Here is a 20643-nt window from a genome sequence, read left to right as displayed (position 1 = left end):
CCCTGGTGCACCTCATCCTGCCGGCCCTCGTGCTGGCCTTCTATCCGATCGGCCTCGTCGCGCGCATGGTCCGGACGATGATGGTCGAGGTCCTCGGGGAGAACTACATCCGGACGGCGAGGGCGTACGGGCTCCCGGCCCGCCTCGTCTATTACCGCTATGCGCTCCGGAACGCGATTGCCCCGTCCCTCGTGGCCCTCGGCCTGTCCATCGCCTACGAGCTCACGCGCGCGTTCCTTGTCGAGTACATCTTCGTGTGGCACGGGATCGGGTCGTATGCGTTCAACGCGGTCCTCGTGTCCGACTACCCGGCGATCTTGGGGACGACCATCGTCGTCGCCATGATGTACGTCATTGTCAACCTGGTCGTGGACATCATCCAGTCGTTGCTGGATCCTCGGGTTGGCCTCGATCGACCGGGGGCCTGACGTGTCGACCGTGGAGAGCCCGATCCGCTCGGCACCGGTCCAGGTTGGCCCTGCGCTGAGCCGTGCCTTCGGGAGACTCCTGGCCCTATCGAGGGCCGTCTGGAAGGTCGTGCGGAGCGACTATCTCGCGCTGACCGGTTTCATCATCATCTCGTTCTTCATCGTCGCTGCGCTCATCGCGTGGCTCGCCCCGGGGTTGGTGCCGTTCTCCCAACAGGGTCAGGGACTCGAGTACGACGCCGCTCTGAAGTGGACGGCTCCTTCCTGGCCCCACATCATGGGGACCGATGAGCTAGGACGAGATCTCTTCTCGCGGATCTGGTTCGGGTCTTCCATCGCCTTGGAGATGGGTGCGCTCACCGTCGCCATCGCATTCCCCGTCGGGGTGATTCTCGGTGTGGTGGCCGGATACATCGGGAAGCTGACCGAAGAAGTGATCATGCGGGTCACGGACATGTTCCTCGCGTTCCCGACGATCCTGCTCGCGTTCGTGATCGCCGCGACGTTGTCGGAGCACGGCACGTTCGGGCTCATCATCGCGATGGCCGTCAGCTTCTGGCCGTGGTACACGCGCCTCGTGCATGCCCAGGTCCTCCAGGTCCGAAGCCAGCCGTTCATCGAGGCCGCCGTCGTCCTCGGGCTTCCCCGGCGTCGGGTCATCTTCCGCCACGTCCTCCCGAACTCCTTGACGTCCGCCACGATTCAGGCAACCATGGACTTCGGATCCGCGATCCTCATCGGCTCCTCCCTCAGCTGGATCGGGCTTGGGGCGGCCCCGCCCACCCCGGACTGGGGCGTCATGTTCTACACGGCGTACCTGCAAGGGAGCATTATCACCTACTGGTGGTACACGACGTTCGTGGGCCTCGCCATCTTCCTCGTCGTCCTCGCTTTCAATCTCCTGGGCGATGGGTTCCGGGAGGCTCTGGATCCGAAGCTTCGCAGGAGGCGCCTGTTTTGACGCCCCTGTTGGAATTGCGCGATGTGAGCCTCGATTTCTCCACGGAGACGGGCACGGCGAAGGTCTTGGACCGTGTGAGCTTCACGATCGGCGAGGGCGAGGTGTTCGGCCTCGTCGGGGAGACGGGCTGCGGGAAGACGGTCACCGCCCTCGCGATCCTCCGGCTCCTTCCCAACAACGCGGTGATCCGAACCGGGAGCGTGAAGCTCAACGGCGAGGAATTGCTGTCGAAGACGGAGGAGGAGATGCAGCGGCTGCGGGGCACCAAGATCTCCATGGTGTTCCAGGACCCCGTGACGAGCCTGAACCCGGTGTTCCCCGTGGGGGAGCAGATCGTCCAAGTCGTCCGAGCCCACGAGGACATCGAGAAGGAGGGTGCCGAGCAACGCGCCCTCGACTTGTTCCGGCGGGTGGGTCTGCCGGATCCCGAGAACGTACTCCGCAGCTACCCGCACGAGCTCAGCGGTGGCATGCAGCAGAGGGTGATGATCTCCATGGCCCTCGCCTGCCGCCCCAGACTGCTCATCGCGGATGAGCCGACGACCGCGGTGGACGTCACGATCCAAGCCCAGATCCTCGATCTTCTCCTGGAACTCCAACGGGAGCTCAAGCTGTCCGTCTTGTTGATTACCCACAACCTGGGCATCGTCGCGGAGACGTGCCAGAGGGTGGGCGTCATGTACGCGGGCACGCTCGCGGAGGTGGCGGCCACAAAAGAGCTGTTCCGCGAGCCTCTTCATCCCTACACCCAGCGCCTCTTGAGATCGCTCCCGCGGCCCGACGCCCGCGGCCAACCCCTCGCCACCATTCCCGGAAGCGTACCGAGCCTGATCGACCCGCCCGCCGGGTGCCGCTACCATCCGAGGTGCGAGTTCGCGATGAAGACATGCTCGGTCCGGAGACCCGCCTTGTTGGAGCATCGTCCGGAGCACCCGGCATCGTGCCTGCTGTACGAGGGGGTGAAGGAATGAGCCTCGTGCGCGTGGAGGGGCTGCAGAAGCACTTCCCCGTGCGGGTCGGTTTCGCCGGGAGAGCACAGGTCCACGCCGTGGACGGGGTCGACTTGAGCATCGAGGAGGGGGAGACGTTCGGCCTCGTCGGCGAGAGCGGATCCGGTAAGAGCACCCTGGGCCGCTGCATCCTCCGGCTCCTGGCGCCTACCGCGGGGCGCATCTGGTTCGGGGAGCAGGAGCTCACCAAGCTGCGGGGCGAGCCGCTCCGGATGACACGGCTGCAGCTACAGATTGTGTTCCAGAACCCCATCGCCTCCCTGGACCCAAGGATGAGGGTGGGCGCGACGATTGCGGAGCCGTTGCGTGTTCACCGTGCCGCGAGCCCGCAAGAGGCCCGTGCGAAGGTCCAAGAGTTGCTGCGTCGCGTCGGCCTGCATCCAGAGGTCGCAGAGAAGTATCCCCACGAACTCAGCGGCGGACAGTGTCAGAGGATCGCGGTGGCACGTGCCCTGGCACTCGAACCCCGCTTCATTGTCCTCGATGAGCCGACCTCCTCGCTGGACGTCTCCGTCCAGGCGCAGATCGTCAACCTCCTGAAGGAACTCCAGAAGGAGCTGGGGCTCACGTACCTGTTCATCACGCACGACCTCGTGCTCGTCAGCTACCTCGCGGACCGGGTCGGGGTGATGTACCTGGGGAAGCTCGTCGAGGTCGGCGGGGCGGTCGAGGTGCTCCAGCACGGGAAGCATCCGTACACGATGGCCCTGCGGAACGCAGTGCCGCTCCCGAACCCGGAACGGGAGCGGAGCCACGTGCCCCTGAAGGGCGAGATCCCCTCCGCGCTCGAGCCTCCCTCGGGTTGCCGGTTCCGGACCCGGTGCCCGTGGGCGCAGAAACGATGTGCGGACGAGGAACCGCCGCTCCGGGACGTGGGCGAAACCCGGGTGGCCTGCCATTTCGTCGAGGAGATTCAAGCTCAGACGACTGGGGGAGGATGACATGAGGAATTTGAATTTGGGGAGTCTGCAGGATATCTTGGTGGGCGCCGCGTTCCTGGGCACGGGCGGCGGAGGGTCCCTGGAAAAGGGCCTCCAGACCGTCGCTGCAGACCTCAAGTCGGGCCGCTCCATCCGTCTGGCCGATCCCGACGAGCTGGCACCCGACACCTGGGCGTGCACGCCCTACTACTGCGGCAGTCTCGCCCCGACCGGGAAGACCGCGTTCAAGGCGAAGGCCGCACCATACGACGGCACGGAGTGCCTCTTGGCCGCGAAGGCTCTGGAGCGTCACCTGGGCGTCACGTTCGGGACGACCGTGGCCACGGAACTCGGCGGCGGCAACACGGCCGCCGCGCTCTCCGTCGCGGCTCAGCTCGGCCTCCCCGCACTGGACGCGGACGGGGCGGGACGGTCCGTGCCCGACCTCCAGCACTCCACGTACTTCGTGGCGGGGATCCCGATCGCCCCCATGGGGATCGCGAACAAGTACGGGGACGAGGCTGTGATCCAGAACGTCGCCGACGACTTCCATGCGGAGGTGCTCGTCCGGGCCATGGCCGTGGCCAGCGGGGGACACGTGGGCGTCGCGGACCATCCGGGGAAGATCGGCGATCTCCGGAAGGGCCTCGTTCTTCGCTCAATTACATTCTCGGAGACGGTGGGCCACGCGATTCGGAACCGGAATGAGGACCCTATCGTCGCGGTCCTCGGGGCCACGCACGGCTATCTCCTCTTCGAAGGCGTCGCGCCGTCGAGCTGCAAGTACGAGGACAAGGAGGGGTTCACGTTCGGAACGATCGACATCCGAGGGACCGGCGCGGACAAGGGAGCGAGGTACCGCATCTGGTTCAAGAACGAGAACATCATGGCGTGGCGCAACGGCAAGGTGGACGTGACGGCGCCGGACCTGGTGTGCCTCCTGGATCTCGAGGAACGCGCCCCGATTCTGAACCCCTGGGTGAAGAAAGGACAGCACATCGCTGCGTTCGGGCTGCCCGCCCCGGAGATCTGGCGCACCCCGCGTGGGGTGGAGGGCTTCGGCCCTGGCTACTTCGGCTACAAGACCCGGTTCGTCCCCATCGAGCGCAAGCACACCAAGGGGGCGCGCTGACCTTGGCGGACGTTCGTTCGGCCGCGTTGGTCCTCGCCCGAGACCTGCTGCGGTTGAAGAAGGGCGAGACGGTGATCGTGTATGGAGATCCCGCCGCGGACCCGAGCGTCGTACGGTCCGCGGTCGACGCGGTGGAGGAGCGGGGCGGCATCCCCCTAGAGGTCTGGTACCGAATCAAGGGACCTCCGGGAACGGAGCCCCCCGCCCCCTTCGCGGAGGCGATGCGCAAGGCCGACGTGCTCGTGGAGTTCGCGCGCACCTACCTGATCACGACCCGCGCCTTTCAGCGAGCCATGGACCGCGGGACGCGGGCGCTCTGCCTGACCGGGATGGACGCGGACATGATGATCCGCTGCATCGGGAACGTCTCCCTTCCCGCCCTCAAGGCATTCGGGGTCACGTTGCAGCGGATGACCGCGAAGGCCAAGGACGTCCACGTGACCTCTCCCGGGGGGACCGACCTGTCGTTCGAGCTCGGGAAGCGACCGATCATCCTGGACACAGGAGAGTGCGTGATACCGGGTCGTGATTCCTATCTTGGGGGCCAGATTTCCTGGGCCGCCATGGAGAACACCGTCGAAGGAAGTCTCGTCCTCGATGGGACCGTGTGGCCTCCCGATCCGCTCGCGCCTCTTCGGGAGCCCATCCGGATTGAGCTCGCCCGCGGGCGGATCGTCTCGATTGGCGGAGGAGAGGCCGCGAAGGTCCTGCGCGACTGGATCGACCACTTCCGCGACCGGAAGATGTACAACGTGGCTCACTTCTGCTTCGGGTTCAATCCCGGTGCGGGCATCTCCGGAAAGATCCTCGAGGACGAGCGCGCGTTCGGTGTGTTCGTCACCGGGTTCGGTTCTCAGATGGCCTCCTTCAAGGGCGGATTCACGCTCGCGAAGAGTCACATCGATGGGGTAACGAGGAAACCCACGGTCACGTTCGATGGCGAGACCATCGAGGGGAACGGGTCTTTCGTGCACCCCAGACTCGCGCCGCTCGAAAGGCGACTGCTGACCGAGCGTCCTCCGCCGTGAGCATGACTCCAGCGTCTCCGGTGCGCGGGGCGTCACACGGAGACATCGTTCCCGATCCGTTCTGTGCGGGCGCGTTCGTACACGAACGCTCCCACCGCCACGTCCTCGATTGCGAGGCCGAGCGATTTGAAGATCGTGATGTCGTCATCCTTGCGGCGGCCCGGAACCTTGCCCGCGACCACGTGGGAGAGCTCAGTGACCCGGTCCCACGACAGGATGCCTTTGGAGATCGGAATGATCAAATCTCCCGCCTCCATCCGAGCCTGCTCAACGGAATCTGCGGCGATCAGGCTGGCACGCGTGACTACCCCGTCGTCCAGCTCGCGAGCCTCGACCCGGTTGGCGCCCATGGCGTTCACGTGCGCGCCCGGCGCCAGCCACTCCCCTTTCACCACCGGCTCCGAGGCGGTCGTTGCGGCGATGACAATGTCGGCCCCACGGACTGCGCCTTCTGCCGAGTCCACCGGAACCACGTCTACGCCGAGGGACTTCGACATCTTGATTGCGAAGGCTTCGCGTTGGGCCTGCCGGCGGCTGTGGCACCGGATTCGGGCGATCTTGCGCACGGCGCAGGTGGCCTCGAGCTGGCTCTCGGCCTGCCACCCGGTCCCTAGGATGCCGACCACGGTTGCGTCCCGAGGGGCGAGGGTCTTCGTCGCGATGCCGCTGGCGGCGCCCGTCCGTTGTTGCCCCAGCCGGTTCGCCTGAAGCACCGCGAGGAGAGCGCCCGAGTGTGCATCCAAGAGATGGAACCAGAAGCGGGCCCCCTCGCGCGAGATCGAGTAGTACTTGAATCCGTAGTAGCCGCGGCCGGGCCACGAGGCGGGCATCACGTTGAGGACCGTGTGGGCACCCCGGACCCGCTGCCGCGGACGATTGTCCGCCTTCCCCTCGCCGAGGTCTCGGAGAGCCGCCTCAACCTCGCGCAGTGCGTCCCCCATAGTGAGGAGACGCGCGACATCTTCCTCGGAGAGATACAGCATGACGGACCTCCAAGGCCCCTTCCCTCATGAAGCCACGGTTGGCGGCGGACGCCTTCAACGCGGAAGAAGCTCCTCGGGCCGCAGCGGCGTGTGGGTGAGTCGGCGGCCCACATGGCGTTCGACCGCACGCATGAGGGCCGGCGGGACGCCGATCGTCGGGCTCTCGCCCACGCCCTTGGCCCCATGGGGTGCGTCCGAGCGGGTGGTCGCGGTCTTAACGGAGAACCGGGGCATCTCCATCGCCGAGAGCAGACCGGCGTCGCCGATCGTGCCCACGGTGGGCTGACCGTCCGCGTCGTAGAACGCGCCTTCCGTGAGCACCTGGCCGATGCCCTGCACGGATCCACCGATGACCTGGCTCTCGAGCATCGCGCGGTTCAACACCTCGCCGGCGTCGTAGTACGCTGCGACCTCGTCCACGCCCACGAGGCCCGTTTCATCGACGTGGGCCGTCACAAGGTTCGCTCCGAGCGAGTTGAAGTTGCCTTCGGGCTTGTAGAACACCTTCGCGTCGTACGTCCCCGCGAGGAGCTTCTTCGCGGAGTACGTGCCCCTCCGCTTGACCTGGGCCTTGAGTTTTCGGGCCGCTTCGATGACGGCACCGCCGCCGACAATCGCGGTCCGGCTCCCCCAGCTGCCCACGCCCTTCGCGAGGGCGTCCGTGTCGCTCTTCTCGAGGTCGATGAGGTCGGGCGGCACGTCGAGTTCCTCGGAGACGAGCTTGCGGACGAAGACCTCGTGCCCTTGGCCGTGGGGGTTCCCCCCGAGCCAGACCTGAACGCGTCCAGAATGTACGGCGATTCGCGCGCCCTCGCCCATGCTCGCGGCAGGAAGTAGGACGAAGGAGGAGAAGCCCGCCTTGGCTTCCGCCCCCTTCCGCCGGTAGTCGAGCTCGCGGACCGCGTCTTCCAGGAACCCGCGGAACGGCGGCACCTGGAGGCCCGTCGGCGACTTCCACGGTCCTTCCGCCGCGTTCCGGAGGCGGACGTCCACGGGATCGAGGCCCACCTCATCCGCGAGGAAGTCCATCATGCGCTCGATGAAGTAGGCGGCCTCGGGCCGCCCGGCGCCACGATAGGGCCCCAGGGGCACCTTGTTCGTGAAGACCGCGCGGCCTGCGATGTACGCGCGGGGAATCGAATACGGACCGGTCATCTGCATGCCGATCCAACGCGGCGACCACTCCGCCATGCCGGCCGAATACGCGCCGCCATCGATGAGCAGGTCCCCCTGGAAGCCTTGGACCCGACCCTCCCGGTCCGCGAACAGCTTCGCGTGGGCGCGGGCCCCGCGGCCCTGTTCCGTGGCTTGCAGGTGTTCGTACCGCGTTTCAATCCACCGCACCGGTCGCTTTTCCTTCCTTGCGATGTGGGCGGCGACGACGTACTCCGGGTAGATGCCCCCTTTGGTCCCGAACGCACCGCCCGTGTCCATCTGGATCGCACGGACGGAACGCTTGGGGATTCCGAGGCTCTCGGCGAGGCCCTCCTGGAAGCTCGAGACGGACTGCGTGGAGGCGTACACGGTGAGGCGGCCCCCTTCCCATCGCACGACGACGCCCCGCGGCTCGAGGGGGTTGGGCACGACCCGCGCGCATCGCAGGGTCTCCTTGATCACGACGGGGGAGGCGAGGTCCTCGAACTTGGCCCCGACCTGCCCTGCCCCCATGACGTTCGACTTGGTCCCCGGGTGGATCGGCTCCGCGGTCAAGGCCTGCTCGGGGTCGGTGACCGCCTTCAGGGGGTCGTACTCGACCTCCACGGAATCGAGGAGATCCTCCGCCTCGGTCGCCGTTCGTCCCACGACGGCCGCGATGGGCTGGCCCACGTAGTTCACGCGTTCCCGCGCGAGGACCGGATAGGCCACCGCGCCCATCCCGCCCTCCGCGCCTTCTCCGACCGCGCTCATGAGCTCGGGGATCTCGGCGGACGTGATCCCTCCCTTCACGGAGCGCACCATGGCGCGTGCGTAGACGCTGCGCGCGATCTTCAGGTGGAGCATGTCCGGGAGGTCCAGGTCGGCCACGTAGCTTCCCTTCCCCGTGAGGAAGCGGTCGAAGGTGTCCGTCATGCGCATTCCCTTTCCTGGCTGAGGCTTGCCTCGAAAGGCGCCGCCCCGATAAGCCTTTGCCGTCCGCATGGACGCGTGGGCTGCCGTGGCCCGGGAGCCATTCCCTTTTATCCGTCAACACGTTTCCGCGCCCCCGATGATCGAGGCGACCCTCCGGATTACCCTGCCGTGCAGCTGGGTGACGGAGGTCACGCGGGAGCACGGGGCGACCGTGAACCTCGTCGAACAGAAGCCCGCGGGAGGGACCACCCTCCAGACCCTCGTGGAGATCGACCCAGGGGAGGCCGACCCCACGGCGGTCGTGGAGACCCTCCGCGGCAACCGGTTCGTGCACCGCGTCGAGGCGATCGTGCCCCCCAAAGGCAAGATCCTGGCCACCCTGCTCGTGGATCACTGCGACGCGTGCCAGGCGCTCGCGAACTCGGATGCGTTCCTCACGGACGCCACCGCGACGCCGGGCGGCGGGCTTGAGTGGCATCTGCTCGCCCCGACGCGCCCATCCGTCGAGGCCCTGGTCCGGATCCTGAAGGACCGGGGCATCGCGGTTGAGCTTGCGGCGATCCGGTCTGCCCGAGGCTCCGGGAGCCTCACGGAGCGGCAGGAGCGCGTCCTGAGCCTCGCCTTCGAACTGGGCTATTTCGACTTCCCGAAGAAGATCGGTCTGACGGAGCTCGCGAGGAAGCTCGGGGTGTCCAAGGCGGCCCTCTCCGAGACCCTCCGCACGGGGGAGGAGAAGATCCTCCACGGGTACTTCCAGGGTCTCATGAAACGCGCGCGGTAGACCCCCGAACGGGTTCGGGGACTCGGCTTACCGGAGGACCACGTGCCTCCTCCCGTCGAAGGTGAACAGGATGGCGGGTGGGCAGTTGGATCCCGTGGCGAGCGAGGATCGCCGGCGACGCGCGATGAAATCCTCTCGGCCCCTAGGACGCGGCCTCCTGGCGGTCGTGGTGGCGGTCCCCTTGCTCCTGGGTGTGATGGCCGGGGCGATCGGCGGCTACGTGCTCCGGACGCCCGGGTCGGCGGCAGCGGGCGGCGCGTTGGAATCGTTCAACCTGAACGTGTTCGACTTCTACTTCGTAGGGGTCGGAGGGACCATCGCCGGCGTGAAGAATCCCACGCTGAACGTCTCCCTCGGAGACCAGGTCACGATCACGATCGCGGACCAGGTCAACACGGGGCATAACCTGTATGTGGAAGGATACGACACGCAGAGCGCCGACGTGATGGCCGTGGGCGCGACCGCCGCGGTCCATTTCGTGGCGAACCAGGAGGGCACGTTCGCGTACTACTGCGCCGTGCCGGGCCACCGGGCCCTGGGCATGGAGGGGAAGCTCGTCGTCGGGTCGGGGGCGGGCGGAGCGCCCTCCCTGCCGCCCATCGGTCCCGAAGTCCTGCCCGTGAACGACATCGTCCGGAATGCAACGGATGTTCCGCCGCCGATCACGCGCACGACGCCCGCGACCGTGGACATCTGGCTCAACGCCACCGAGGTCAACGGCCAGATTGAGCCGGGGGTCTCGTACACGTACTGGACGTACAACGGGAAGGTGCCCGGCCCGTTCTTCCGCGTCCGCGTGAACGACACGGTCGTCGTGCACTTCCACAATGACGCATCGAGCATGATGAACCACTCCGTGGACTTCCACGCGGTCATGGGCCCCGGGGGCGGCATGTACGCGTCCATGGCGGCACCCGGCCAGTCCACGACGTTCTCCTTCAAGGCGCTCGTGCCCGGACTCTTCCTGTACCACTGCGGCACGCCGGACGTCCCCACGCACATCGCGAACGGGATGTTCGGGGAAATCCTCGTCCAACCCGATGCCCCACTGCCGCCCGTGGACCATGAGTTCTACGTGGGCCAGAGCGAGCTGTATACGAAGTGGCCCATCCACACCCTCGGCAACCAGGTGTTCGACGGCCAGAAGCTGTGGGACGAGCAGCCCACGTACTTCGTGTTCAACGGCGCGTTCAAGGCCCTGACCGGCGCCCACGAGCTCACGGGCCAGGTGAACCAAACGGTCCGGATGTACTTCGCGGACGGGGGTCCCGACTTCATCTCCTCGTTCCACGTCATCGGGGAGATCTTCAGCCGGGTCTGGCAGTACGGGGACCTCACGGATCCGCCACTCCATGGGGTTCAGACGGTCCTGGTTCCGCCCGGCGACTGCGTGGTCGTGGACTTGACCCTCGAGTATCCGGGGAACTACACCTTGGTGGACCATGCCCTGCTCCACGCGGTCGACATGGGGGCCGTGGGCGTCCTCCACGTGACCGGGTATGCGAACTCGACGATCTTCAACCCCGGGATGTGATCCTGCGGCTGCGCGACCCACGCTCCCGCCGCTTCCGCGCGTCGACGCGGCGGGAGCCCACCCGCTCTTCTTGGGAGGTTGACGTGACGGTGGCGGTCCGTGGGGTGTCGTCGCCGGGCCCGGACCAGGCGGGGGTGGCCTCCGAGCCTTTCCGGGCCCTCGCAGCGCAGCACGCAGCGCTCCGCGGGGAGTTTGCCCGTCTCATCGCCGCACCGCCTTCGGAGGTCCGCCACCCCGCGGTATCCGCCCTCGTGGTCAATCTCGCTCGTTCGTTGGAGCGTCATCTGTGCATTGAGGAGACCGCGGTATACCCCATCTGCGAGCGGCTGTTCGGCGGCAGGGAGGGAGCGACCAACGTCCTGCGAGGGGAACACAGTTCGATGCGCGCCCAACTGGGGAGGCTCGCACAACCGGTCCTGCACGACGGTGCGGCGTGGCGCCTCGGCTTCGAGTCGCTCCGCCTCAGCGTCGATTACCACTTCGGCCGGGAAGAGCGGGTCTTGTTCCCCATGGCATGGGCCCTCCTCTCCGAACCGGAGAGGTCCGCCCTCGCCCGGCGTCTTTCAGCCTTCCCCGGCCGATGAGCCGCAGCATCTAAGCTCCCGTGCTGCCTTCTGCCGCCGGGAAACGGCGTGGCCGGGACGCGGATCACCTTCTACGGTGGCATCAACGAGATTGGGGGGAACAAGTTCCTCCTCGAGGACGGGAGCGCCCGCATCTTTCTGGACTTCGGCAAGAATTTCGGGCGCGAGAAGCAGTACTTCGACGAGCCTTGGATTCACCCGCAGAAGGAGGAGCACCTCCTCGCTCTGGGGATCTTGCCCAACCTTCCCGGGATCTACAGGAAGGACGCGACGGAGAAGCGGGAGCTGGACGCCGTGCTCCTCACCCATCCCCACACGGACCACTACGACGCGATCCGCTGGCTGCGGGACGACATCCCCTCGTACGCGACCCCCACGACGAACGCGATGATCCTCGGCCGTGAGTACGCCGGCCACGCGGGACCGTCCCGGGAGTACTACATCGCGAACTGGACGGAGAAGGAGGGGCAGCAGGAGTTCCGCACCCTCGAGCCGGTGGAGCCGGGGCGGACCCAGGAGATCGCGGGCCTGCCCGTGACCGCGTTCAACGTCGACCACTCCGTCCTCGGCAGCGTGGGCTACGTGGTCGAGACGAAGGCCGGCAACGTGGCGTACACGGGAGACTTCCGCCTCCATGGCGCGCGGGCCGCGGAGAGTCGCGCCTTCCTGGAGAAGGCGAAGGCTCGAGATCCCGTGGCGTTGCTCATCGAGGGCACGCACATCGAGGATTCCAAGATTGAATCCGAAGACGAGGTCCAGGAGAAGCTGACGACGGTGGTCTCCCAGACCCGCGGCCTCGTCCTGACGGGATTCGCCCCCGCGGACGTGGACCGCATGAACACGTTCCACAACGTCGCGAAGGCCACGGACCGCATCCTGGTCCTCACGGCGCGGCAGGCGTTCCTGGTCGATCGGCTCGTCGAGAAGGGTCTCTTCACAGGCTTCGACCTCACGTCCCGGAACGTCCGGATCTTCCGGAAGGAGAAGAAGACCACGGCCGCGTTCGAGAAGCATCTCGAGGAGAAGTACGGCGACCGCGTGGTCGATGCCGCGGGCGTCAGGGCCATCCAGCCCCAGGCCATCCTCGTGGCCACTCTCTCGGACATGCTCGCGTTGCCCGCGATCGATCCCATGCCGGGGAGCGTCTACATCCTGTCCAGCAGTGAGCCGTTCAACGAGGAGATGGAGATCTCCTTCGAGAAGCTCAAGGGCTGGCTCACCCGGTATGGCCTGCCCCTCTTCCAGATCCATGCCTCGGGGCACGCGACCGCGCACGACCTCCGGAGGGCCGTGGAGACGATCCGCCCCAAGAAGGTCTTTCTGGTCCACACGGAGAACCCAGCCCTGTTCGCGAGGTTCTTGGACAAGCTCCGCCTCGGCGCAGAGATCGTCCAGCCGATCGAAGCCCAGCCTTACCCCCTTTGAATCGGCCGTCCCCGAGGATCGTCAGGCGCTCGGCTCCGCCTCGTCGGCTGCCCGCATGAGGTCGAGCTGGGTGAGCATCCCCACTACCCGCTTCGACCCGTCCGTGACGAACATCCGCGTAACCTGGAGTTCGTTCATCAGGTCGAAGGCCCTCTCCGCGGGGACATCCTCGTGGATGGCCTCGAAGTGGGATTCCATGATCTGCCGGACGGGCGTTGTCGGAGTCCGTTCGGCGGCTTCCCGCAGCCCGCGACGGTAGACGACCCCCAGGATCGTGCCGTCCGGCCCGACGACGGGATAGGAGTAATGGCCTTTCGTGTCCGTCCGCTGGAGCGCGTCCGCCACGGACGTCTCCGGCGGGAATACGACGACGGGCGCCGTCATGACCTCTTTGACGCGCTTCCCCGCCAACGCGCCGAGGTCCAGCGGCATGGCCTGGCGGGTGATCTGGGCCGGGTACAGGGTGTGCTCCCCCGCGATCGCGTAGCTCGCCACGGTGGCCAGGATGAGCGGGATGATCACCGCGAACCCGCCGGTCATTTCCGTGAGCATGACCGCGCTCGAGATCGGAGTCTTGGTCGCCGCGGCGAGGACCGCTCCCATCCCGACGAGCACGAGGACCGGCGGGGAGAAGGGGAAGTTCAGGAACTGCAGGAAGAGGCCGACGACCGCGCCAAGGGTCCCGCCGATGAAGAGGCTCGGGGTGAGCACGCCCCCGCTGCCCCCGCTCCCGATCGTGAAGGAGGTCGCGACAATCTTCGCGAACAGGATCGCGCCGAGTGCGAGGAGCAAGACCGCGAGGCCGGTGACCGTCGTCCCGGCGACGATCACGGCGGAGAAGTTGGCCGTGAGCAGGCTGGAGTCCCAGAAATACCCGAGGCCGAGGACCGCGGGGAACGCGATTGCGATCAGGCCGCAGGCGAGCCCGCCGAGCGTCGTCTTGGCAATGAACGGGAGGTGCGACCGGGAGAAGGCGTCGCTGATCGCAAAGAAGGCCCGGACGAAGACGATGGCGAGCACGCCCGAGAGCAGTCCCAGGGAGAGGTAGAGCCCGAGGTGGGCCAGGTCGAACCGCGGCTGGGCGCTGGCGCCCCCGAAGATGGGCGCCGCCCCGTAGACGAGGACGAACACCAGATAGGAGACTGTCGAGGAAATCAGGGCCGGGATGACCGCGCTGTGCTCCAGGTCGTTCTTGTATGGGGTCTCGAGGGCGAACAGCGCGCCGCCGAGGGGCGCCTTGAAGATTGCACCGAAGCCCGCGGCTGCCCCGGCGATCACGAGTGTCCGGGCGTCGCTCCGGCGGAGCCGCAGCAATCGGCCGAAGAGGGAGGCCGTTCCCGCGCCGATCTCGCCCACCGGGCCCTCGGGCCCCGCGCTGCCGCCGCTGCTGATCGTCAGCGCGGAGACGATCAGCTTGACCGGGGGAACGATGGACCGGATCTGCCCCCCGCGGTAGTGGATCGCGTGGATCACCTCGTCCATCCCCTGCCCCGCGGTCTCCTTCGCGAAGTGCGGGATGATTAGGCCCACGAGGGCGCCGCCGGCGGTCGGGAGAAGGAAGACTAGGTACCAAGGCACGAAGGAAGGGTTGAACGCCGCGGCGACGACATCCAGCGCGAACCGGAAGAGGACGGTCATCACGCCGACCGCGATTCCGATGAGGAGGGAGAGCGGGACCCACTTCAGCACGAAATCGCGGAACGAGGTCGGGACGAACTGCCCCGCATGCTGGTCCACGAACCGATACCACCGCCGGGAGGTTCCCATGGTGTCCGAGGGGCCGGCGAGGACGTTGGCCTATTAATGCGTTGGGTCCGAAGACTCCGGAAGCCCGACACCGTCATCGGTGTCTAGTCCCGGAGGACATCGAGACGTGCGTCTCCTTGGGCGCCCCCGGCCCGGACGACGAGCCCGTGGGCTCCGGCAGGTGCGTCCCTCGGGATCGTGACGGTCGCCTCGAGGTTGTCCTCGCCGCCCGCATCCTGGGTCCCAACGGGGCGCTCCGTGCCGTCGGCCGCCCGGAGCGCAATCGTCAGGGGGCCGCGGAGGGGGGTCGCGAGTTCCGCCGCGATCTTGACCGACTCCCCCGCGCGGACCCGGGAGGGCGTGGCGGCCACGACGATGCCCGGGCGGCGCTCGACCTTCTCCCCCAGTCTGTGGGAGCCGTGGTGGAGGATCAGAGGCCGCGCCTCGGGATCGACCGAGAAGTCGAGGACCTCGCCGATGAACGCGGTGTGGTCTCCCAGCGTCAGATGCTGGACGAGACGGCATTCGGCGTTCAGCACGGAACCCCGAATCATGGGCGCCCGGATCGTGCGGGCCGGATAGGTCTCGAAGACGCGGCTCGACAGCTTCTCCGTGTCCGCCTTGGAGAAGTGGCCGGCGAACCGCATCGCGGCGGCCTGCTCTTCGGAGACCAGGTTCACCCCGAACTCGCCCGTGGCGAGAATCTCGTCGTGCGTGACGTTCGCCTTGTCGACGTGGACCGCGATCAAGAAGGGGCGGTAGGAGACGTTGAACGTCCACTCCGCGGCCATCACGTTGGGCCCACGGGGGCCGTCCACGGTAATCAAGGCGCAGGTCGTCGTGAAGGCGCGGAACGCGTCGCGGATCGATGGGGACGACATCTGGGTCACTCCGGCGGCCTTCTTCAAGAGGCCGAGGGCTTTAGTGATTCCCATTTGCAGATTCGCGTCACGGGCGGGGCGCGAGTGTTTTACCTAGGGAGGCCGTCCGGGTCGGGCCCATGGCGGAGTCCCACGACGTGGTCGTGATCGGGGCCGGGATGGCGGGCCTCGCGTGCGCGCAGCGCCTCCAGGAGGCCGGCATCGACTTCCTGGTCGTCGAGGCCTCCGGGCACATCGGGGGTCGCGTGCGGACCATGTACGGTCTGTCGGGGCGCCTTCCCTTCGAACTCGGCGCTCTCATGATTCACGGTAAGCGCGTGGTCACGCATGCCTGGCTCCGGGAGTTCGGGCTCCATGCCCGTCCCCTTCCCACGACGAGACGGGCGCGCTTCCTGCGCGACGGGAGGGTCGAGCGGCTGCCCCTCCCCTCGAACTGGCTCCACCGCACCATCGGATGGCGGGCGTTCTACCAAGGTGCTTTCGGTTTGCCGAAACGCATCCTCGCCTACGACGGCCCCGATCTCCCCCTGGCGGAATGGCTCGGTCGGCAGGAGGCACTCCCCGGGGCCAAGATGCTCGTCAGCCTCCTCTACGCCCACGCGGCCGCCGCGGACGCGGACAGCGTGGGCCTGCGCGGGCCTGCCGAGGAGACCACGCTCGCGTCTGAGGAGTTCGGCTACTCGAACTTCCAGGTGGTCGAGGGATACGAGGAGCTCGTGGCGCGGCGAAGCCGTCCACTCCGCGAGCGGATTCGCCTGGAGACCCGGGTCATCGCCGTCCGGAGCTCCGGGGACGGCGCCCTCATCGAGACGGCGACCGCGGCGGGCGAGACCCACGAGATCCGCGCGCGGCGGGCGGTGGTCACTCTCCCCCTGGGTGTCCTGAAGTCCGAGACCGTCGCCTTCGAGCCCCAGCTCCCCGAGCGGAAGCGAGCCGCGATCCGCGCGATCGCGTTCGGGGACGCCATGGTGGTCCTCCTGCGCTTCCGCGGAGGAAACCTCGTCGAACGCCTGGGGGACTTCGGAATCCTCTGGGGGGAAGGTCCCTCGAGCTTTCATCGCCCGTACGTGGCGGCGCGTGAAGCGCCGAACGTGCTCGACGCGTTCACCGTGGGGCGGGAAGCGCACCGGCGAGCGAGTCTCCCAGACTCCGAGCTCCGCGAGGTGGTCCTCGAGGAGCTCCGCGCGATCCTACCTCCTTCCGTGCACGTCGGGGACATCGAGGGGTTCACGAGCAGCCGCTGGCCCGTCGACCCCTTCGTCCGCGGGGGCTACTCCTTCCTGCCTCCGGGGGCGACCGTGGAGCATCGGCGGGACCTCGCGGAACCCGTGGGCGGCATCCTCTTCTTCGCCGGCGAGGCGACGCACACGCAGGGAGAGGCCGCGACGGTCCACGGGGCGATTGAGACCGGATACCGAGCTGCGGCCGAGGTCCTCGCAAGCCTGCGCCCGCGGTAGGCCTCCCGGATCACTTGCCCTTGGAGAGCACCCGGGTCGTCTCCAGCTGGATGGTCTCCTTGCGCGCGCGATCCACCTCGGAGATGAGGTCAATCGCATGGCGCAGGTTGCGGTGGCTCGAGGAGATGCCCCAGAGGCCCAGGAGGATCATGACGACCGCGACGACGTACGCCACGGTCGACGTGAGCGCGCTGGCCGACGCGGTCTTCAGCGCGTCCGCGATGGCCGGGACGACGATGAGGAGTCCGAGCCCGACCCCGACGATGAACACGATGGTCCAGACGACAATCTGGGTCACGCGTCGACCCACGTGCGCCTGGGAACTGGCGGAGGAGCTCATGGGACCTCCCGAACGAGCTTCGTGATGCTACTTAAATCATTCCACCCCAAGTCGGCGAGGGGCATCCACGATTTCCGGGGCCGCACGGGAGTGGGGCAAATCTTGAAGCGCGACGTGTTCGTCTTGCGCGCGTGCCCTCGGCGCTGGGCGGCCTCGCGGCGCGTCTGCGGAGGCTCCCTTGGAACCGGTTCTTCGCGGGCGTCGTCGCGGGCGCCGCGGCCCTCGTTGTGACGTTGATCATGCGGGTCCTGGGACTCGGCGTCTTCCTGCCGGAGATCGCGCTGAACTTCGTGATCACGCGCATCCCGGGCTCCCTGGAATCGTTCTTCATCAGCTCCCTGGGGGAGGGCGCGAAGGGCCTCGGGTTCGTGAGCGCCTTGGTCGCCGTGGAGGTCGCCTTCGGGCTCGGCGCGATCGTGTACCGCAGAATCGAGGCCCTGGTCGCCCGGCGTATCGCGGTGATCGCCGTGTACACGGTGTCCGCGGCGGCCGTGAGTCTGCTCGTCGCGCTCCCCCTCCTGGGCGCCGGCCTCGCGGGCTCCGCGACGGACGTCGGCGTGGCCTTTGCCGTCCTGAGCCAGCTCATCGGCGGCTGGATCTATGCGGCCGTCCTCGATTACTTCCTCGTGGATGTGGCCCACCGGCATCCGGAGGGCTTCAGCCCGTCTCGGCGGCAGTTCTTCATCGGCGCCGCCGCGGCCGTCGCCACCCTGGCCTTCGCCTTCGAGACCTTCAGCACCACCGTGGTCCAGCCGGCCCGGCTCGCCTTCGCATCCCTCGCGGACCTGATCGCGAGCGAGGTCACGCCCACGGACAGCTTCTACGTGGTCACGAAGAATCTCATCGACCCCACCGTGGATGCGTCGACCTGGAGTCTGGCCGTCGACGGGTTGGTCGGCTCTCCCCTCACGATGGACTACGCTTCCCTCCAGGCGAAGATGCAGTCGGGCTCCTTGACCTCCGTGCAGCAGTACGCCACCATGGAGTGCGTGAGCAACGAGGTCGGCGGCAACCTGATCGGAACCGCGAAATGGGCGGGCGTCCGCCTCGCGGACCTCCTGACGATGGCGGGGATCGAGCCCACGGCGGATTGGGTGGAGTTCACCTGCGTGGACGGCTACACAGTCGCGATTCCGATCGCCCACGCGACGGACCCGGCGACCCTGTTGGTCCTGGAGATGAACGATGCGCCTCTCGAGGGCCGCCACGGCGGACCCGCGCGGATCCTCGTACCCGGGAAGTACGGCATGTTTTCCGCCAAGTGGGTCAATCGGATTACCGCGGTCCAAGGGGAGTACCTCGGCTACTGGCAGCAAGCCGGGAAAGGCTGGACGAACAACGGCCCGATCCAGACCGAGGCGCTGATCGCCACGCCGCCCGATGGATCCGTGGTGAGCGGCAGCCCAACCGTCGGGGGGTTCGCCGTCTCCGCCGCGGCGGGGATCTCCAAGGTGGAGGTCAGCACGGACGGTGGTGCGACCTGGTCCGCCGCGCAGCTGCGTTCCCCGAAGGATCCGCACCTTACCTGGGTCCTGTGGACGTTCCCCTGGAGCCCGCCCTCAGGGGGTGCCTACAACATCGTCGCCCGTGCCTACGACGGGAACGGAGTCGTGCAGTCCGCGACGGTCGCCCCGCCCTACCCCAACGGCGCCTCGGGGTACGACCACATCACGCTGCTTGTTTCTCGGTGAGGTTGCCGGTCACGCGGGCTTCTTGGCACCCGGGGCCCGCGCGCCGAGCGCGACCAGCCCGAGTCCCAGGAGCGCGGCGACCACGCCCGCCGCGAGCCAGAACGAGTTCCCCGACATGAATGACCCCATCAGGATGTCCGTTCCCTGGAGAATCCAGACGACGCCGACCAGGAGGGCGAGCACGCCGAGGACGACGAACAGCGTCTTCATTGGATGGAGGACTCGCGGTCGTCCCTTAAGGTTTGACCCAAGTCCCGACCCACTCCGTCACCGGAGCATGGCCGAGTTCAGGGTGGTCTCCAGACCCCAGTCGTACACCAGGTAGAAGTGCTCCTGGCCGGACGGTGCCGTGACCACGCCCACGAGCCAGGGGTCCGCCATGCCGACCGCCTGCCAGACCTCGAGGCGCTCGAAATGCGCGAGCATGTGCCGCGCGCGCTGCACGGCTTCCGCAGGCAAGGCCTTCGCGCGGTTCAAGCGATGCCGCTTGAAGTTCCACACGCTCCAGTCGGCCCAGAGGACGGACTTCTTGGGGATCGCGCGGGCAAGCTCGGGCGACAGCAAGGTGAGATACTCCTTGCGGACGGACGCGAAGGCGTGATCCTTGGAGACCACGGGGACCTCGGTGAGGCCGCGCAGGTGCTCTCTCGTCCACGCCTCGTATGCGATTTCCGCCCGGCGGCCCAGGATCCGCTGGGGCAAGCTCTGAAGGACGGCCTCCGTGTGCTCCCGGTCCGCCTCGAACGTGCGTGCCATCTCCGCGTTGGACCGATAGACATCGATCTTCTCCTCGGCCTCGCGGAGCTCATCCTGCCAGAGGCGGACCAAGTTGTCGTCGCTTTCCACTTCGTCGGACACAGGTGTCTGTGCAGCCGTCTCGACGAGCTGCTCCATCAACCGTGCGCTCAAGTTCCCGCCTCCAAGGACGTCCCGGAGGCCGAGCGGCGGAGAACGGCCTTGCGGACGCCTCCCTGACCAGACGTGAGTCTCGCTTCCCCCTGGGGTACGGACCTCGGCTAAAGGATTAGAGCTATAGTATCCGGGGAGGGGGTTTAAAACTTGAGGTAGTCCGAACATCCCATCCGCGGCGAAGGAGTCTCGTCCCGCGCATCCGTCAGCTTCCAGTACGGGCTCAGGCATTCGGGTCCGAGGTGCGGGACCATGGTCCAGAAGGTAACCGAGATCGTCGGGGTGTCCCCCGAGAGCTTTGCCGGAGCCGCGAAGGACGCCGTGAAGCAGGCGGGCAAGACCGTGCGAGGCATGAAGTGGGCGCGAGTCTCCGAGCTCGAGATGGAGCTCGACGGCTCCAAGATCAAGTCCTACCGCGCGACGGTGCGGCTCTACTTCGACGTGGAGCGGTAGGGCGATCCCGGGTCAGCCACCCGTCGTGACGAACTCTTCCTCGCGCCAGTGGCGGTAGAGTTCCTCGATCTCGTAGGGCGGTGCGTGGCACGAGAGGTACACGAGCTTCGACCGGCCCGTGTTTCGGATCCCGTGCACGCTCCCCGCCGCGAAGTACACCGCGGTGTGGGGGCCTACGGTCCTGCCGCGGGCACCCTTCCCTCCTGGGACTTCCCCGCGCCCCTCGACAATGTAGTACATCGATTCGACCGTGCGATGCTCGTGAGCCGGCGTGCTCCCACCCGGCCGGACCTCGAGGACGGTGATCATG

21 protein-coding genes are annotated in these 20643 nt (G+C 67.3%); 13 read left to right on the top strand and 8 right to left on the bottom strand.

Translation table 11 applies throughout. From position 1 onward, the window contains the following. The 6 genes from VEY12_00180 to VEY12_00155 all read left to right on the top strand — a co-directional run. A partial coding sequence (locus VEY12_00180; protein HYM38548.1) for an ABC transporter permease occupies positions 1 to 428 on the top strand: 428 nt, incomplete at its 5' end. A gap of 1 nt (position 429) precedes the next feature. Next, positions 430 to 1389 carry an ABC transporter permease gene (locus VEY12_00175; GenBank protein ID HYM38547.1) on the top strand — a complete coding sequence of 320 codons (960 nt, stop codon included), beginning with the start codon at positions 430 to 432 and terminating at the stop codon, positions 1387 to 1389. Further along, entirely contained in the window at positions 1386 to 2360 is a 975-nt protein-coding gene (locus tag VEY12_00170) for an ABC transporter ATP-binding protein (protein ID HYM38546.1), read from the top strand. The genes VEY12_00175 and VEY12_00170 overlap by 4 nt, the downstream gene beginning before the upstream one ends. Next, positions 2357 to 3340 (top strand): ABC transporter ATP-binding protein, encoded by a 984-nt coding sequence (locus VEY12_00165; protein HYM38545.1) that lies wholly within the window; start codon positions 2357 to 2359, stop codon positions 3338 to 3340. The genes VEY12_00170 and VEY12_00165 overlap by 4 nt, the downstream gene beginning before the upstream one ends. Positions 3341 to 3356: 16 nt before the next feature. Next, complete coding sequence (locus VEY12_00160; GenBank protein HYM38544.1) at positions 3357 to 4451, top strand: DUF917 domain-containing protein; 1095 nt, start codon at positions 3357 to 3359, stop codon at positions 4449 to 4451. A 2-nt stretch (positions 4452 to 4453) separates the two neighbouring features. Next, a complete protein-coding gene (locus VEY12_00155; GenBank protein ID HYM38543.1) occupies positions 4454 to 5479 on the top strand; it encodes a hypothetical protein in 1026 nt (341 codons plus the stop codon). Between the two features lie 32 nt (positions 5480 to 5511). Here the strand turns inward: VEY12_00155 and VEY12_00150 are convergent, their stop codons facing one another. Then, positions 5512 to 6462 (bottom strand): ornithine cyclodeaminase family protein, encoded by a 951-nt coding sequence (locus VEY12_00150; GenBank protein HYM38542.1) that lies wholly within the window; start codon positions 6460 to 6462, stop codon positions 5512 to 5514. 54 nt (positions 6463 to 6516) lie between these two features. Continuing rightward, positions 6517 to 8532: a xanthine dehydrogenase family protein molybdopterin-binding subunit gene (locus VEY12_00145; protein ID HYM38541.1), complete on the bottom strand. Its 2016-nt coding sequence runs from the start codon at positions 8530 to 8532 to the stop codon at positions 6517 to 6519. Positions 8533 to 8668: 136 nt separating this feature from the next. On the opposite strand from VEY12_00145, the gene VEY12_00140 reads away from it, so the two are divergent. The 4 genes from VEY12_00140 (at position 8669) to VEY12_00125 (ending at position 12856) form a co-directional block, all read left to right on the top strand. Then, complete coding sequence (locus VEY12_00140; GenBank protein ID HYM38540.1) at positions 8669 to 9313, top strand: helix-turn-helix domain-containing protein; 645 nt, start codon at positions 8669 to 8671, stop codon at positions 9311 to 9313. Positions 9314 to 9383: 70 nt separating this feature from the next. Next, positions 9384 to 10847, top strand: coding sequence for a copper-containing nitrite reductase (gene nirK, locus VEY12_00135; protein ID HYM38539.1), 1464 nt, complete (start codon positions 9384 to 9386; stop codon positions 10845 to 10847). Positions 10848 to 10930: 83 nt separating this feature from the next. After that, positions 10931 to 11431: a hemerythrin domain-containing protein gene (locus VEY12_00130; protein HYM38538.1), complete on the top strand. Its 501-nt coding sequence runs from the start codon at positions 10931 to 10933 to the stop codon at positions 11429 to 11431. A 48-nt stretch (positions 11432 to 11479) separates the two neighbouring features. Then, entirely contained in the window at positions 11480 to 12856 is a 1377-nt protein-coding gene (locus VEY12_00125; GenBank protein ID HYM38537.1) for an MBL fold metallo-hydrolase, read from the top strand. Positions 12857 to 12877: 21 nt separating this feature from the next. Here VEY12_00125 and VEY12_00120 read toward each other — a convergent pair whose 3' ends face one another. Continuing rightward, entirely contained in the window at positions 12878 to 14623 is a 1746-nt protein-coding gene (locus VEY12_00120; protein ID HYM38536.1) for a chloride channel protein, read from the bottom strand. A gap of 83 nt (positions 14624 to 14706) precedes the next feature. Further along, a complete protein-coding gene (locus VEY12_00115; protein ID HYM38535.1) occupies positions 14707 to 15537 on the bottom strand; it encodes a flavin reductase family protein in 831 nt (276 codons plus the stop codon). Positions 15538 to 15602: 65 nt separating this feature from the next. On the opposite strand from VEY12_00115, the gene VEY12_00110 reads away from it, so the two are divergent. After that, on the top strand, positions 15603 to 16940 hold the full coding sequence (locus tag VEY12_00110; protein HYM38534.1) for an NAD(P)/FAD-dependent oxidoreductase: 1338 nt from the start codon (positions 15603 to 15605) through the stop codon (positions 16938 to 16940). A 10-nt stretch (positions 16941 to 16950) separates the two neighbouring features. Here VEY12_00110 and VEY12_00105 read toward each other — a convergent pair whose 3' ends face one another. Continuing rightward, the gene (locus VEY12_00105) at positions 16951 to 17280 is read right to left on the bottom strand and encodes a hypothetical protein (GenBank protein HYM38533.1); all 330 of its coding nucleotides are present in this window, start codon (positions 17278 to 17280) and stop codon (positions 16951 to 16953) included. A gap of 131 nt (positions 17281 to 17411) precedes the next feature. On the opposite strand from VEY12_00105, the gene VEY12_00100 reads away from it, so the two are divergent. Beyond that, the gene (locus VEY12_00100) at positions 17412 to 18971 is read left to right on the top strand and encodes a molybdopterin-dependent oxidoreductase (GenBank protein ID HYM38532.1); all 1560 of its coding nucleotides are present in this window, start codon (positions 17412 to 17414) and stop codon (positions 18969 to 18971) included. 9 nt (positions 18972 to 18980) lie between these two features. Here the strand turns inward: VEY12_00100 and VEY12_00095 are convergent, their stop codons facing one another. Then, positions 18981 to 19181 carry a hypothetical protein gene (locus VEY12_00095; GenBank protein ID HYM38531.1) on the bottom strand — a complete coding sequence of 67 codons (201 nt, stop codon included), beginning with the start codon at positions 19179 to 19181 and terminating at the stop codon, positions 18981 to 18983. Positions 19182 to 19238: 57 nt separating this feature from the next. Then, positions 19239 to 19880: a hypothetical protein gene (locus VEY12_00090; protein HYM38530.1), complete on the bottom strand. Its 642-nt coding sequence runs from the start codon at positions 19878 to 19880 to the stop codon at positions 19239 to 19241. Between the two features lie 252 nt (positions 19881 to 20132). Between VEY12_00090 and VEY12_00085 the strand changes: the two genes are divergently transcribed. After that, positions 20133 to 20333 carry a dodecin family protein gene (locus VEY12_00085; protein HYM38529.1) on the top strand — a complete coding sequence of 67 codons (201 nt, stop codon included), beginning with the start codon at positions 20133 to 20135 and terminating at the stop codon, positions 20331 to 20333. Positions 20334 to 20345: 12 nt separating this feature from the next. On the opposite strand, the gene VEY12_00080 is transcribed toward VEY12_00085, so the two are convergent. Further along, on the bottom strand, positions 20346 to 20643 hold a 298-nt coding region (locus tag VEY12_00080; GenBank protein HYM38528.1), incomplete at its 5' end, for a cupin domain-containing protein.

It is taken from the genome of Thermoplasmata archaeon, assembly GCA_035632695.1.
Classification (GTDB): Archaea; Thermoplasmatota; Thermoplasmata; order RBG-16-68-12; family RBG-16-68-12; genus RBG-16-68-12.
The sequence above is the reverse complement of the archived record's forward strand: the minus strand, read 5'-3'. Positions and strand labels throughout refer to the sequence as shown.

What these genes read in the sequence shown, in the direction of transcription:
- VEY12_00110 (HYM38534.1), top strand. Translation starts at nt 15,603, where the DNA reads ATGGCGGAGTCCCACGACGTGGTCGTGATCGGGGCCGGGATGGCGGGC.
- VEY12_00150 (HYM38542.1), bottom strand. Translation starts at nt 6,462, where the DNA reads ATGCTGTATCTCTCCGAGGAAGATGTCGCGCGTCTCCTCACTATGGGG.
- nirK (HYM38539.1), top strand. Translation starts at nt 9,384, where the DNA reads ATGGCGGGTGGGCAGTTGGATCCCGTGGCGAGCGAGGATCGCCGGCGA.
- VEY12_00115 (HYM38535.1), bottom strand. Translation starts at nt 15,537, where the DNA reads ATGGGAATCACTAAAGCCCTCGGCCTCTTGAAGAAGGCCGCCGGAGTG.
- VEY12_00120 (HYM38536.1), bottom strand. Translation starts at nt 14,623, where the DNA reads ATGGGAACCTCCCGGCGGTGGTATCGGTTCGTGGACCAGCATGCGGGG.
- VEY12_00095 (HYM38531.1), bottom strand. Translation starts at nt 19,181, where the DNA reads ATGAAGACGCTGTTCGTCGTCCTCGGCGTGCTCGCCCTCCTGGTCGGC.
- VEY12_00105 (HYM38533.1), bottom strand. Translation starts at nt 17,280, where the DNA reads ATGAGCTCCTCCGCCAGTTCCCAGGCGCACGTGGGTCGACGCGTGACC.
- VEY12_00165 (HYM38545.1), top strand. Translation starts at nt 2,357, where the DNA reads ATGAGCCTCGTGCGCGTGGAGGGGCTGCAGAAGCACTTCCCCGTGCGG.
- VEY12_00140 (HYM38540.1), top strand. Translation starts at nt 8,669, where the DNA reads ATGATCGAGGCGACCCTCCGGATTACCCTGCCGTGCAGCTGGGTGACG.
- VEY12_00145 (HYM38541.1), bottom strand. Translation starts at nt 8,532, where the DNA reads ATGACGGACACCTTCGACCGCTTCCTCACGGGGAAGGGAAGCTACGTG.
- VEY12_00085 (HYM38529.1), top strand. Translation starts at nt 20,133, where the DNA reads ATGGTCCAGAAGGTAACCGAGATCGTCGGGGTGTCCCCCGAGAGCTTT.